Source organism: Actinophytocola sp. KF-1 (assembly GCF_054661535.1).
In genome coordinates, this window is sequence record NZ_BAAFVK010000014.1 from 65,562 (window position 1) to 79,285 (window position 13,724).

Annotated in this window: 14 protein-coding genes; 9 read left to right on the forward strand and 5 right to left on the reverse strand. The window is 71.5% G+C overall.

Annotated features, from left to right (window positions below):
* Nucleotides 1-6: 6 nt before the first annotated feature.
* On the reverse strand, nt 7-276 hold the full coding sequence (locus tag ACYQ77_RS35595; protein WP_459719585.1) for a holin: 270 nt from the start codon (nt 274-276) through the stop codon (nt 7-9).
* A 76-nt stretch (nt 277-352) separates the two neighbouring features.
* Nucleotides 353-790, reverse strand: a complete 438-nt coding sequence (locus ACYQ77_RS35600; protein WP_459719587.1) for a MarR family winged helix-turn-helix transcriptional regulator — start codon at nt 788-790, stop codon at nt 353-355.
* 63 nt (nt 791-853) lie between these two features.
* Between ACYQ77_RS35600 and ACYQ77_RS35605 the strand changes: the two genes are divergently transcribed.
* The 5 genes from ACYQ77_RS35605 (at nt 854) to ACYQ77_RS35625 (ending at nt 6,777) form a co-directional block, all read left to right on the forward strand.
* Nucleotides 854-1,174 carry an antibiotic biosynthesis monooxygenase family protein gene (locus ACYQ77_RS35605; protein ID WP_459719588.1) on the forward strand — a complete coding sequence of 107 codons (321 nt, stop codon included), beginning with the start codon at nt 854-856 and terminating at the stop codon, nt 1,172-1,174.
* Between the two features lie 259 nt (nt 1,175-1,433).
* A complete protein-coding gene (locus tag ACYQ77_RS35610; protein WP_459720056.1) occupies nt 1,434-2,378 on the forward strand; it encodes a ParA family protein in 945 nt (314 codons plus the stop codon).
* Nucleotides 2,375-3,037, forward strand: coding sequence for a hypothetical protein (locus ACYQ77_RS35615; protein WP_459719591.1), 663 nt, complete (start codon nt 2,375-2,377; stop codon nt 3,035-3,037). Before ACYQ77_RS35610 ends, ACYQ77_RS35615 begins: the two co-directional genes overlap by 4 nt.
* Nucleotides 3,034-4,437 (forward strand): restriction system modified-DNA reader domain-containing protein, encoded by a 1,404-nt coding sequence (locus ACYQ77_RS35620; RefSeq protein ID WP_459719594.1) that lies wholly within the window; start codon nt 3,034-3,036, stop codon nt 4,435-4,437. Before ACYQ77_RS35615 ends, ACYQ77_RS35620 begins: the two co-directional genes overlap by 4 nt.
* A 273-nt stretch (nt 4,438-4,710) precedes the next feature.
* Nucleotides 4,711-6,777: a choice-of-anchor P family protein gene (locus ACYQ77_RS35625; protein ID WP_459719596.1), complete on the forward strand. Its 2,067-nt coding sequence runs from the start codon at nt 4,711-4,713 to the stop codon at nt 6,775-6,777.
* A gap of 80 nt (nt 6,778-6,857) precedes the next feature.
* Here the strand turns inward: ACYQ77_RS35625 and ACYQ77_RS35630 are convergent, their stop codons facing one another.
* From ACYQ77_RS35630 to ACYQ77_RS35640, 3 genes are all read right to left on the reverse strand, one after another.
* On the reverse strand, nt 6,858-8,432 hold the full coding sequence (locus ACYQ77_RS35630) for a succinic semialdehyde dehydrogenase (RefSeq protein ID WP_459719598.1): 1,575 nt from the start codon (nt 8,430-8,432) through the stop codon (nt 6,858-6,860).
* Nucleotides 8,429-10,063, reverse strand: a complete 1,635-nt coding sequence (locus ACYQ77_RS35635; RefSeq protein ID WP_459719600.1) for a GMC family oxidoreductase — start codon at nt 10,061-10,063, stop codon at nt 8,429-8,431. The genes ACYQ77_RS35630 and ACYQ77_RS35635 overlap by 4 nt, the downstream gene beginning before the upstream one ends.
* A gap of 95 nt (nt 10,064-10,158) precedes the next feature.
* Entirely contained in the window at nt 10,159-10,476 is a 318-nt protein-coding gene (locus tag ACYQ77_RS35640) for a PASTA domain-containing protein (RefSeq protein WP_459719602.1), read from the reverse strand.
* A 320-nt stretch (nt 10,477-10,796) separates the two neighbouring features.
* Between ACYQ77_RS35640 and ACYQ77_RS35645 the strand changes: the two genes are divergently transcribed.
* The 4 genes from ACYQ77_RS35645 to ACYQ77_RS35660 are packed head-to-tail and all read left to right on the forward strand — an operon-like array spanning nt 10,797 to nt 13,693.
* Nucleotides 10,797-10,943 carry a hypothetical protein gene (locus ACYQ77_RS35645; RefSeq protein WP_459719604.1) on the forward strand — a complete coding sequence of 49 codons (147 nt, stop codon included), beginning with the start codon at nt 10,797-10,799 and terminating at the stop codon, nt 10,941-10,943.
* Nucleotides 10,944-10,988: 45 nt separating this feature from the next.
* The gene (locus ACYQ77_RS35650) at nt 10,989-12,347 is read left to right on the forward strand and encodes a DHA2 family efflux MFS transporter permease subunit (RefSeq protein WP_459719606.1); all 1,359 of its coding nucleotides are present in this window, start codon (nt 10,989-10,991) and stop codon (nt 12,345-12,347) included.
* 3 nt (nt 12,348-12,350) lie between these two features.
* A complete protein-coding gene (locus ACYQ77_RS35655) occupies nt 12,351-13,106 on the forward strand; it encodes an isocitrate lyase/PEP mutase family protein (protein ID WP_459719608.1) in 756 nt (251 codons plus the stop codon).
* Nucleotides 13,103-13,693, forward strand: a complete 591-nt coding sequence (locus tag ACYQ77_RS35660; RefSeq protein WP_459719610.1) for a TIGR03086 family metal-binding protein — start codon at nt 13,103-13,105, stop codon at nt 13,691-13,693. Before ACYQ77_RS35655 ends, ACYQ77_RS35660 begins: the two co-directional genes overlap by 4 nt.
* Nucleotides 13,694-13,724 lie beyond the last annotated feature (31 nt).

Sequence of the window (13,724 nt, forward strand, 5' to 3'; positions counted from 1 at the left end):
GATACGTCAACCGGTGGCGCCGGGCTCGACGGCCGGGGCGAGTTCCGGTGCGGGCGCCGGGTCGATCATCGACGCGGTGCCGTTCGGGGCCTTGACCTCGCTGGCCAGCGAGGTGAGCACGGACAGCAGCCCGGCCATGCCCGCCGCGGAGAACGCGGTGAGCCACGCGGTGTCGAGCAGCCCCGTACCGGCGGCGACGACGAGCGCGCCGAAGGTCTGCGCGAACGTCCTGATCGCCCGTTCCACCGCGTCCTTCCAGAACGCCGCTTTCCACATGACGGTCACCTCCTGGGTGTCGACTGGTGTCGTCGAGTCAGAGGTGACGGGACGGGGCCGTGATACAGGCGGGTGGTCAGCCGCCGGTGATGGTCTTGATGGCGGCCTTGAACCCGGCGTAGGCGGCACGGCCGAGCCGCTCCTCGTGCCGCGCCTCGATGTCCGCGACGATCTCGTCGGAGATCCGCATCAGCTCGCGGCCGCGGTCGGTGGGCACGATCAGCTTCGCGCGCCGGTCGGCCGGGTCGGGCGCGCGGTGGACGTACCCGAGCTTCTCCAGCTCGTCCAGGACGGCCGCGATCGTCTGCTTGTTGCGTCCCGCGCGGCGGGCCAGGTCGACGAGCCGGACGCCGTCCTCGTCCAGGTGGGCGACCACGGCGCCGTGGCGCGGCCGCAGGTCGTCGAACCCGAGGCGCGCGGCCCGGTCGAACAGCTCCGCCTGGAGCCCGAAGAGCAGGCGCGCCGCGAGCACGCCGAGGTCAGGGTCGGCCGCCTTGCGTGCACCGCGTCCCACGTGCGCTCCCTCACATAGTCCAATAAATGGACAGTCCAACTTTTGGACAGTATCGTACCCGGCATGACCGACACGTCCACGACGACCGTCGAACTCACCCGCTTCCGCGTCACCCCCGACCGCGAGGACGACCTCCTGCGGGCACGGCCCGCCATGCTCGCCGACTTCCGCGCCGACCGCACCGGCTTCGTCGACGCCCGCCTGGTGCGACTGCCCGGTGGTGAGTGGCTCGACATCGTGACCTGGCGCAGCCCGGAGGACTACGCCGCGTCCCGCGCCAAGGGCGCCAACCTGCCCGGCATCGGCGCGTTCTTCGCCGCGATCGCGGAGGTGATCAGCGCGGAGGAGGGCACCGAGGACACCGCTGTTTCCACCCGGCGTTAGCCGCCCGGCAGGACCGGCGGCGCTGGCACTCGACGGCCGCCCGGCACAGGGGGCGGCGTGCCCACGGCCCTCCTCAGCCTGTCCACTGTGGATCCCGCGGCCGGGCACGCGGACCCGGCGCCGCTTGTCACTCTGACCGCTGGGTGATCACCATTTTCCGCGAATGGACAAATACCTGACAATTTCGCGGATCCACCCCTCTCGATGGGTATTGTCGGGAATCCCGACGGCATGGGCACGAGACCACCGGGAGAAGCGTATGCGCGTGGTGGCGGTCATGAACTACAAAGGCGGAGTGGGAAAGACGACGCTCACCGCGAATCTCGGTGCGGTCGCCGCCAGACGTGGCCTGCGCGTGTTACTCCTCGACCTCGACCCGCAGACGAACTTGACCTTCTCGTTCTTCTCGATCGACGACTGGCACGACCGCCTCAAGGACAAGCGCACGATCAAGCGGTGGTACGACGGCGACATGCCGGGTCGGGACGTCTCGCTCGCGGACCTCGTCGTCACGCCGGAGCGTGTCAACGAGGCACTCGAGGACACCCCGGGACGGCTCGACCTGATCTCCTCACACCTCGGTCTCATCGACATCGATCTCGAACTCGCCGCCCGGCTGGGCGGGACCACCACGCTCGAGGGATCGAAGCGCAGGTTCCTCGATCTGCACGGTTGCCTGCGCAGCGCGCTGGAGGACAGCCGTTTCCGCGAGTACGACCTGGTGCTCATCGACTGCGCGCCGAACTTCGGCCTCGTCACCAAGACCGCGATCGTGGCGAGCGAGCAGATCCTCGTGCCCGCCAAGGCGGACTACCTGTCCACGCTCGGTTTGGACTACCTGGTGGGCAACTGCGCGAGCCTGGTGGAGCAGTTCAACGACTACGTCAACCACAAGCGCGGCACCGGGGATCACCGCCCCATCGACCCCGGCTTTCTCGGGGTGGTCTTCACCATGGTGCAGATCTACGCGCAACAGGTGACCTTCGCGCAGCACACCTACATCGAGGAAGTACGCCTCAACTCGCAGGTGCCCGTGCTGAAGAACAAAATACGCAACAGTCCCCGCCACTTCGGTGACGCGGGCGAGAGTGGCGTACCGGCGATGTTGCGCGCCACCGCGAGGGACGACGTCGTCATCGAGTTCGACCAGCTCGCGGACGAATTCCTGAGCGCCGTCGGACTCGCGTCGGGTGGTCCGCAATGAACGACCTGCGCGAATTCTCCGCTCTGCAAGCGCGCGTGTACGAGTTCCTGGCCGAACAGGACGAGGCCACGCTCCAGCGGATCGTCGACGGAACGGTACGACTGGCCGTTCGTTCCGACGGCGACGTCCAGGCACCGGCGCGCCACACCGTGGTACCCGCCAAGGACCCGTTCCAGGCGGCCCAGGATCTCGCGCGACTGGCATCGGAGCACGAACGGCAGGTCTACCTGAACGCCACCGGGTTGACCGGAAAGCAACTTCAGAAGGTGGCCAGATCGCTTGGGCTGAAGCGTTACAGCCACCTGTCGAAGCCGAAACTCGTCGCCCTGCTGGCGGGCCATGGCCCGGACCGGACCGAAGCGGCCGCGGTCGAGCCGAAGCGACCGGAACGGCCGTCGCCCGTGGCGGAGCCGGCCGGGGTCGTGCCGGAGAATCACGACGCGGCGGCCGTCGCCGCGCGGCTGCGCGACATCGAGACCGAGGAGGAAGGCGCCGCCTACCTGCGCTCACAGCGCCTGGACCGCACCGGGCTGCTGGCGGTCGCAGCCGAGTTGCAGCTCACGCGCGTGGATCGGCTGAAGCCGTCCGAACTCGAGAAGCGGGTGCTCAAGCAGGCGATCGGGGCCCGGCGCAAGTTCGCCGGGTTGCGGAACTGGTGAGCGCGGTGGCCCACGACGAGGCGGCCGGTCGCGCGATGCACCTGATCGGCGGGCGCCGCGTCACGGTTTCGGATCTGCTCGACGCCGGTCTGGTACAGGCCGGCACGAAGCTCCGGTTCAGGCGCAAGCGGATCCGCAAGACCTACGAGGCGACGATCACCGACAACGGCCGGATCCGCCTCGAACCGGGTGGCGAGGAGTTCCGCACACCGTCGCGGGCCGCCGCGATGGCGGCCGGCATGCGGGCGGTCGACGGTTGGCGTGCGTGGGTGGTGATCGACCAGGACCGGTTGCTGGACGCGGTGCGCCAGGAGCTGCTCGACCGGGAGATCTCGAGTGTGACGGCCGCGGCCGACAGGATGGCCAGGGACGCGTCGCAGCAGCGCGTCCACGAGCGCCTGAGGCAGGCACGCAGGAGCGCTGACGAACACACGCCGGAACGCATCTCCGTCCGCGAGCTCCTGGCGCTCTGGGGCGCCACGGATCGTGGCGACCAGGTCAGCCAGATCGAGGCGGACCTGGCGAACCACGGGCTGGTCACGTCGCCCAGCTTTCGCGCGGTGACCCTGGACACCGTGGTTGCGCTGACCACGCCACCCGACGAGGCGGAGGAGACCGCGACGGCGGAGCCCGCCGCGAGCGACGACCTCCCGGTCGTGGCGGACGACGAGGGAGGCGGCGACCTGGAGGTCCGCCTGAAGGTCGGCAACCTGTCCCCGCTCAGCGGTGTGACGTCGATCGTGCCCAACGGCACCATCGAAGAAGCGATCACCAAGATGCTTCTCAACGACTTCTCACAGCTCGCCGTCCTCAGCGGCCCCCGCAGCCCGCGCGGTGCGGTGACGTGGCGCTCGATCGCGCAGGCGGTCCACCAGAAGCCGGACGCGACCGTCGCGGACGCTCTCGAGCCCCACGTGGAGGTCGTCCCGTACGACCGCGATCTCTTCGGTGTGCTCCCCGCGCTGCAACAACGCGGGTTCGTGTTCGTCCAGAACGAGAGCAGGGAGATCGCTGCCATCGTCACGACCTCGGACGTCGTGCAGCGCTACGGTGACATGGCCACGCCCTTCTTCCTGCTGGGCGAGCTCGACCAGACGCTCCGCTGGATCCTGAACCGCGCGTTCGACATCGAGACCGTCCAGCAGCTCTGCAACAAGGCGACGATCACGAGCTTCGACGAACTCTCCATCGGCGATTACCAACGGGTCCTGGCGAACAAGGACGCATGGGAATCGCTCGGCTGGCCACTGGACCGCACGGCGTTCATCGCACGGCTCGAAGAGATCCGGCTCATCCGCAACAAGGTCATGCACTTCCACCCCGACCCGGTACCCGAGGACGCGGTCGGCAAGCTGCGGATGTTCAACGGCCTCCTGCACAAGTACCGCGATCCGGCATAGCGGGATTTCCGGCGTCGTCACCTTCTGTGTTCGGCGTGGACCGGGAATTCGCGACCGGCCCAGTGGAATACCGGTTTCCGGGGTTTTTCTCACCCGTGCGGGTCGTGACGTTCGTCATGGGACTGGGCCGGTCAGGTGGGTGGTCCGTTCACCGAATCGTTGGAGCAACGGGGAGTTCGCCGCGCCGATGTACAGGTGCGGGGACCTGACCAACGACGAGGATGTGACGGCATGACTCGAAGAACCATGGCATTGTCGGGAATATCGGCGTGCATGGCGATGGCTTTGTTCACCGGTACGGCGGTCGCCGTCGACGGGCAGTTGCCCGGTGGCACGGCGATCTCGGTGACGATCGACAGCCCGGCCGACGGCACCGTGTTCCCGCGCGGACCGGTGACGGTCGAGGGCACGGCGTCGGTGGGTGAGGCCGCGGTCGTGAAGGACACCGCGATCACCTACGTGGTCGACGTGTCCGGGAGCACGGCCGCGTCGTGTGACGGGACGGCGCGCACGGTCCTGCAGTGCGAGGTGCAGGCGTCGCAGGCGCTCAACGCGCTCGCCGCCGACCCCGACACGCCGGTCGGCACCGTCGGGGCCGTCATCTTCGGCTCGTCGGCGGCCGTGGCGGACGTGCGGCCCGCGGGCGGCGACCAGGTGCTGACCGGGCCCGCGACCGACGACAACGCCAACAGCGCCCGGGACGTCGAGGAGGTGCTCGGCTCGATGAGCCAGGGGCACGTCGGCCTGTTCTCGGCGCGCACCGTGGCCACCGGCACGTTCTTCCCGGACGCCGTGGTGAAGGCGACCACGGTGACCGGCGCGCAGACCGAGGCGCACAAGATCGTGGCGTTCCTGTCCGACGGCGCCTCGTCCGGCAACGTGAACCCGGCGCTGGACGCGGTCCCGGAGAACGTGGACATCCACACCTTCGCGGTCGGGTCCGGGTCGGCCTGCCAGGTCGGCCCCTACAGCGACAGCCTGCAGCTGATCGCCGACCGCACCGGCGGCGAGTGCACGCACGTGCCCGATCCGGCGAACCTGCCCGACGTGCTGCCGGACCTGCTCGCCTCCGAACTCTCCTCGCTGACGGCCACAGTGGACGGTGGCCCGGCGGCGCCGGTGACCGCGGTCAGCCCCGGGCTGCCGCAGGACGGTCCGGCCACAGTGGACTACTCGTACACCACCGGCACGCTGACCGCCGGCACGCACGAGATCTGCGTGACGGCCCACGGCAAGGACAACGGCGGCGCGGGCTCGGTGACCGACTGCGTGACCGTGGTCGTCAACGACCCGCCGACCGTCGACCCGAGCGGGCCGTACGCGGGCCAGGAGGGCACCCCGGTGGCGATCGCGGGCCTCGTGACCGACCCGGACGGGCCGGCCCTCACCACCCAGTGGACCGCCACGCCCGCCTCGGGGGTCGACGCGGGCGCGACCTGCGCCTTCGGTGCCGCCTCGGCCGTCGACACGACCGTGACCTGCACCGACGACGGCACGTGGACCCTGCGGCTCACCGCGGACGACGGGCTGAACCCGCCGGTGGCGGCCACGACCGAGCTGACGCTGACCAACGTCGCCCCCGGGGTCACCATCGACAGCCCGGCCGACGGCACCCTCGTGCTGCGCGGCGCGCCGGTGACCGTCACCGCGCCGTTCACCGACGTCGCCACCAACGACACGCACACGTGCACGGTGGACTTCGACGACGGCTCGGCGCCGGTGGCGGGCACGGTCCAGCAGGGCGCGGGCTCGGGCACCTGCGCGGCGACGCACACCTACACCGGGGTGGGCGCGCACGTGGTGGTCGTGACCGTCACCGACGACGACGGCGGATCGGCGACCGCCGTGGTCAAGCTGGTGTCGCACGTGCGTGCCGAGGCGTGGGCCATCAGCGCGAGCGGGGTGGTCACCGTGACCAAGACCCCGCACGCCACCTGCCCGCCCAGCACCGACCTGACCACGGCGAGCCTGTCGGTGCCGGGGCTCGCGACGGTGCAGGCGCTGCACGCGAAGTGCGCGCTCGACCCGTCGACCGGCCACACCGACGCCGCCGCGGAGATCAGCGGGGCGAACCTGCTGGGTGGCGCGATCCGCCTGACCGACGTCGAGACCCGTTGTGTGGCAACGGAGAACGGGCTGAGCGGGTCGTCGCGCGTCGGCACGCTCAACGGCCAGCCGATCGGCACGGGACCGACGACGATCTCCATCCCGCTCGTCGCGACCGTCTACCTGAACCAGACGGTGAACGGTCCGAACGGACAGCTCGCGCAGTACTCGGTGCGGGTGGTGACACTGCTGGGCCAGGAGATCATCCTGTCCGGCTGCCGCATGGGTTTCTGACCCGGGGGTCCGGGGGATCGCTCCCCGGACGTCGGTGACCGGCTGATGTGGACGGTCCGGCACGTGCCGGGCCGTCCACGCTACCGGATGCGCAACCGCCGCATCATCTTCAGGCCGGACAGCACGCGTTCGACGTGCTTCCCGTAGTCCTGGCCGGGTCTTGGCCCCATCACCTGCTTCTTCAGCACCGCCATGTGCTGGACGTCGGTGTACTTCAGCAGTCCCTGGTCGCCGTGGCGGACGCCGACGCCGGAGTTCTTCACGCCGCCGGACGGGGTGCCCTTGGCCGCGAACGCGGTGGCGAGGATGTCGTTGACGTTGACGTTGCCCGCCTCGATCCGCGCGGCCACCGCCCGTGCCGCGGCGATGTCGCCGCCCCAGACGGACGCGTTGAGGCCGTAGTCGGTGTCGTTGGCCAGCGCGACCGCCTCGTCGACGGTCCGGTAGGAGTGCAGTGCGACGACGGGGCCGAACGTCTCGGTGACGCCGCAGAGCATGTCCTTCGTGACGCCCTCGAGGACGGTCGGCTCGAAGAACGCCGGGCCGAGGTCGGGGCGGGGCCTGCCCCCGCACAGCACGGTGGCGCCCTTGGCGACCGCGTCGTCCACGTGCGACTTGACGCGGTGCATGTGGTCGACGGAGACGAGCGAGCCCATCTCCGGGCCGAAGTCGTAGGCGGCACGCACGTCGAGTGCCTCCGCCGCGGCCACGAAGGCGTCGCGGAACTCGTCGTACCTGGACTCCGGCAGGTAGATCCGCTCGACGTGCATGCAGATCTGCCCGGTGTTGCCGAACGCGCCGAACACCGCGCCCTGCACGGCCTCGGCCATGTCGGCGTCGTCCAGCACGACCATCGGGTTCTTGCCGCCCAGTTCGAGGCAGCAGCCGATGAGGTTGCGGCCCGCGCGCTCACCGATCACCCTGCCGGTCGCGGTGGACCCGGTGAACATCACGTAGTCGGCGTTGTCGACGAGCGTCGGGCCGACGTCCGGCCCCTCGCCGCACACCACCTGGAACAGGCCCTTCGGCAGCCCGGCCTCCTCCAGCATGCGGATGCCGTACAGCGGCGACAGCGCGGTCTTGTTGTCGGGTTTCAGCACGACCGCGTTGCCGGCCATCAGCGCCGGGATGGCGTCGGAGATGCCGGTGGCGAACGGGAAGTTCCACGGGGCGATGACGCCGACGACACCCTTGGGCTGCCGGATCTCCGTCGAGTAGGTCAGGAACGGCACCGGCCCGCCCCGCCGGACCGGCGCGAGCAGCTTGGCCGCCCGCTTGAGGTAGTGGCTCATCACCATCGGCGGGTCGCAGGTCTCCTCGATGGCCATCCGCCGGTTCTTGCCGCTCTCGACCTGGATGAGGTCGGTGGTGGTGTGCGCGTTGTCGACGAAGATCGTGTGCGCCCGGTCGAACACCGCGAGCCGCTGCCGGACCGGTGTGGCGGCCCATTCCCGTTGCGCTTCGCGCGCGGTGGCGAACGCCTGCTCGATGTCGGCGGGCGTCGACTGCGGCAGCTCGACGAGGACCTCGCCGGTGTAGACCTCGGTGAGCTGCCAGGTGGCGCCGGCCGAGCCCGGCACCCGCTCGACGAGCTGCCGCAGGAACGCGTCGGTGACCGAGGCCGGGCGGGTGAGCCCGGGGTGGGTGCGGGTCATGCCTTCCCTCCCGAGAGGACGAGCCGCGCACCCATCTCGCCGATCATGATGCACGGCGCGTTCGTGTTGCCGCCGGTGATCGACGGCATGATCGAGGCGTCGCAGACCCGCAGCCCGTCGACGCCCCGGACCGTGAGGTCCGGCCCGACGACGGCGAGCTCGTCGACGCCCATCCGGCACGTGCCGACGCCGTGGTAGACCGAGGTGGCGCGGTTGAGGATCGCGTCGCGCAGCTCCTGGCCGCGCAGCCGCTCGCCGGGGTGGGTCTCGGCCTTGACCGAGCCCTTGAACGCGGGCGCGGCGAAGATCTCGCGGACCATCTCCGACCCCTCGGCGAGCACCTCGAGGTCGGCGGGGTCGGCCAGGTACTGGAAGTCGATGAGCGGCGGCGCGGCGGGGTCGGCCGAGGCGAGCCGCAGCGTGCCGCGGCTCTTCGGGTAGATCAGGGTCGCCAGCACGGTGAGCGACGGCCGCTTGTCGACCTTGTGCCGGATGGGTTCGTCCTGGTTGGGCGACACGTAGGCCCACGGCAGGAGGTGCAGCTGCAGGTCGGGCACGTCGCGGGCCTGCGAGGTCCTGAGGAACGCGAGCACCTCGAACACGGAGTTCGCCATGAACGTGCTGCCCGGCCGCACCAGCTCCCTGGCCAGTCCCCTGGCGAAGTACGGGGCCGTGCCCTTGTGCCTGCTCGACGACGCCTGGAACGTCAGCGCGTGGAACATGTGGTCGTGCAGGTTGTCGCCGACCGGCAGGTCCGCGACCACGTCGATGCCGTGTTCCCGCAGGTGCGCGGCGTGGCCGACGCCGGACAGCATGAGCAGCTGCGCGGACCCGACGAACCCGGCCGAGAGGATGACCTCCTTGCCCGCGCGGACGGTCCGCCGGGTGCCGTCCGCGTCGGTGACCTCGACGCCGGTCGCACGGCCGTGCTCGATGACCACCCTGGTCACCAGCACCCGCGACTGCAGTTCCAGCGTCGCGGGCGCGAGGTGGTGGAGGTAGCCGCGGGAGGCGCTGTACCGCAGGCCGTCGGCCGCGTTCTGCTGCATCCGGCTGACGCCCTCCTGCGTCGCGGCGTTGTAGTCGTCGAGCACCGGGCAGCCGATCGTGTCGGCGGTGGCCTGGAGGAACTGCAGCGCGCCCTCCTGGGGGATCTTGTTGCGGGTGACCCGGATCGGCCCGCCCGCGCCCCGGAACGCGTTCTCGCCGTCCTCGAAGTCCTCCATCCGCTTGTAGGCGGCGTTGACGCTGTCGGCGTCCCAGCCGGTGTTGCCCTCGGCGGCCCAGGAGTCGAAGTTGGCGCGGTTGCCGCGGACGTAGACCATGCCGTTCACGGAGCTGGAGCCGCCGACGACCTTGCCGCGCGGCACCGGCATCCGCCGGTTGAGCAGGTGCTTCTGGGGCACCGAGTAGTAGCCCCAGTCGACGAGTTTCTTGAGCTGGGGCACCGAGTGCAGCGGGCCGATCATGCCGGGCTTGGTGACGAGCAGGTTGCCGTCGGCCTTGCCCGCCTCGAGCACGATCACGCTCGCCCCCGACTCGGCGAGCCTGCCCGCGATGGCGGCACCCGAACTGCCCGAGCCGACCACCACGTAGTCGGCCTCACTGCCCCGCGGCACCTTCTTGGCCATGCCCGCTCCTCGATCCACCGCACCCGCCGCAACTGTAACCTGTTCTAGTTTCGTTCGACCATACGTCGTGGGTCAACACCGGGCGGCGGTGGCGCTCAGTCGCAGGGCTGGTCCGGCTTGACCACGCCGAACTCGACCGTCGACCGGGCGGTCAGCGCCGCGCCGGGGGCGATGCTCTGGGTGCAGATCCGCCAGTCCCGGTCGCGCGCGTCGCCGAACTGCTCGAAGGGGTGCGTCGAGGTGACCGCCACCGCGCCGTCGGTGAGGTCGTGGATCCGGTCCTGGGCGTCGCGGAGGTTCGCCCCGACCAGGTCCGGCATCGGCCACCGTTCGCCGGCCCGGGGGTCCTCGGTCGTGCACGCACCGGCCAACCCCAGGACGGCACACGTCACCAGCACCACGACGGTCCGCATGCCGCCATTCTCGGGCACCGGGTGGCATGATCTGGTGGTCGCGGAGGCCTTCGCACAGCAGGCGGAAGTGACCCGGATCGAGCGCCACGGGCGCGAGCACGACGACGTCGACGGGCGGCGGCGGTACGAGATCGCCGAGGTGTCGGAGGACCCGGCCGCGACGGACGTGACCGTGGCCGAGGTGCCGTGGCCCGGGTTCTGGTTCGGCGACCTGCTGTTCAGCCGCGCCGGTGTGCGGGTGCGGGCACCGCGGCACCTGACCTGTTTCCCCCGCTTCCACGCCGACGACGAGGGCTTCCACCTCAACTGGGGACGGCCGGGTGGACATCGGCGACGATCCCCACGACGAGCGCCGCGAGCTGTTGCCGCACCGCTGCTTCGTCCGCGGTCCCCTGCCACCCGACGAGCACGACCGGTACCCCTACGACGACCGGCTCACCGTCGCGACGTCGGCGTGGCCGGAGTAGGCCGCCCACCGATTCCTTCCGCGCCCCGGCGATGTCCAAGTCCCCGTGAACGGACAACGCACGTGGGTGCTCGCGATCACCTCGATCGCCTCGCTGATGGTCGTGCTCGACGCGCTGGTCGTCGCGACCGCGCTGACGGCGATCCGGGCGGATCTCGGCGCGTCGGTCGCCGAACTCGAATGGACGGTCAACGGCTACGGGCTGAGCTTCGCCGTCCTGCTCATGACGGCCGCCGCGGCCGGTGACCGCTGGGGAAGGCGGCGGGTGTTCGCGGCCGGTGTCACCGTGTTCGCCGCGGCGTCGCTGGTGTGCGCGGTCGCGCCGAACGTGGCGACGCTGGTCGCCGGGCGCGTGGTGCAGGGCGCGGGCGCCGCGTTCGTCATGCCGCTCGCGCTCGCGCTGCTGTCGGCCGCGTTCCCGCCCGAGGCGCGGGCGCGGGCGCTCGGTGTCTTCGCGAGCGTGAGCGGCGTGGCCGTCCCGCTGGGGCCGCTCCTCGGCGGCGCCGTGGTGGCCGGTGTCTCCTGGCCGTGGATCTTCTGGCTCAACGTCCCGATCGGCGCGGTGCTCGTCTACCTCGCGCACACCAGGATCGAGGAGAGCCGCGGACCGGACCGCGCGATCGACGTGCCCGGGCTGGCACTGGTGACCGTCGGCTCGTTCGGGCTGGTCTGGGCACTGGTGCAGGGCAACACGGAGGGCTGGTCCAGCACGCCGGTCGTGGTGTGCGCGGTGGCCGGGCTGCTGGCGCTCGGCGCGTTCGTCGCCTGGCAGCGGCGGGCGGCGCACCCGATGCTCCCGCTCCACCTGTTCCGCTCCCGCCGGTTCACGGCGGGCAACGTCGTGATCTTCTTCCACTGGGGTTCCGCGCTCGGCGTGGTGTTCTTCATGGCCCAGTTCCTGCAGACCGGGCTGGGGTACGGGCCGCTGGCGGCGGGCCTCGGGCTGGTCCCGTGGGGGCTGACCACGGCCGTCATCCCGCAGTGGACCGGGCGGCTGGTCGGCCGGTTCGGCGAGCGGCCGTTCATCGTCGCGGGCCTCGGCCTGCACACCGTCGCCATGGTGTGGCTCGCGCTGGTCGCCGACCCCGCCGTCGGCTACTGGGCGATCGTCGCGCCGATGGTGCTGTCCGGTTCCGGCATCGCCATGTGCCTGCCCGCCGCCCAGTCCGCCGTGCTCACCGCCGTCGAACCGCGGTTCGTCGGCAAGGCGTCCGGCGCGTTCAGCACGATGCGCCAGCTCGGCGGCGCGTTCGGTGTCGCGGTCCTGGTCGTCGGGTTCTCCTCGGCCGGGAGCTACGCGTCGGACACGGCGTTCACCGGCGGCTTCACGGCCGCCCTCCTCACCGGCGCGGTCCTCGCGGTCGCGGGTGCGCTGGCCGGTTCCGCCATTCCACGAAGGGTGTAGTTCATGTCCGACCTGAAGGCACACGCCGACCTGCTGCGCGAGCTGCACGACGGCCCGCTGCTGGTGCTGCCGAACGCCTGGGACGAGGCGAGCGCGGAGCTCGTGGCCGAGATGGGGTTCCCGGTCGTGGCGACGTCGAGCGCCGCCGTGGCCGACTCGCTCGGCCACCAGGACGGCGAGCAGGCGCCGTGGCGGGAGATGTTCGCCGCCACCGCCCGCATCGCCGCCGCCGTGCCGGTCCCGGTGACCATGGACGCCGAGGCGGGCTACGGGCTCGACCCGGCGGAGTTCGTCGACCGGCTCCTCGAAGCGGGCGCCGTCGGCTGCAACCTCGAGGACGTCGACCACCGGGCCGGGGGGCTGGTGGTCGCCGAGGCGCAGGCGGAGCGGATCGCCGCGGTGCGGGCGGCGGCCGACGCCGCCGGGGTCCCGGTCGTCGTCAACGCCAGGACCGACGTGTTCCTGCCCGCGTACGGCATCCCCGAGAGCGAGCGGCTGGCCGAGGCGGTGCGGCGCGGCAGGCTCTACCGGGAGGCGGGCGCCGACTGCGTCTACCCGGTCGGCGGGTCGGCCCGCGACCACCTCGCCACGCTGGTCGCGGAGGTGCCGGGCCCGGTCAACGGCAACACCACCGACACCCTCGACCTCGTGGCGCTGGCGGCGCTCGGCGTGGCCAGGGTGTCGTTCGGGCCCCGCTTCCACCGCGCCGGGTTCCCGGCCATGCGCGGCGCCCTCGAACGGCTGCGTGCCGGCGGATGACCGGGGATCTGCTCGGGCCCGCGCTCGACTACGCGACCGGGTCGGCGGCGCGGATCACGCTCACCGACCTCGGCCGTCCGTCGACGTGTGCCGGGTGGACGGTCGCGGACGTCCTCGTGCACCTGACGCAGTCGCTGCGGTTCCTTGCCGTCTCGCTGACCTCGGGTGCCGTGCCCGCCCCGGTCGCCACGACCGCGGGCCCGGTCACGGCCGGGCGGTTGCGCCGCGACCTCGACGAGGCGGCGGCGTGCCTGGCCGCGGCGGCACGGGACCTCCGCGACAGGCCGCCGGTCGACGTCGACGGCGTCCCGCTGCGGTGCCGCCAGCTCGTCGTGGTCGGCGCGATCGAGGCGGCCGCGCACGGGTGGGACGCCGCCCGCGGCGCCGGGTGCGCCCTGCCGCTCCCCCGCGACCTCGCGGCACGGCTGCTCGCCGAACTGCCGACCGTGCTCGACGCGGGCACCCGGCGCGGGGTGTTCGCCGACCCCGTCGCGCTGCCCGGTGACCGTCCGGCGGCCGACCGCCTGCTCGCGGCGCTCGGCCGCGACCCGCGGCGATTCCTTTTCCGCGCGGACGATGTCCAATGAAGGAGCCCGACCGACGGGCAGGCAGGAGTAC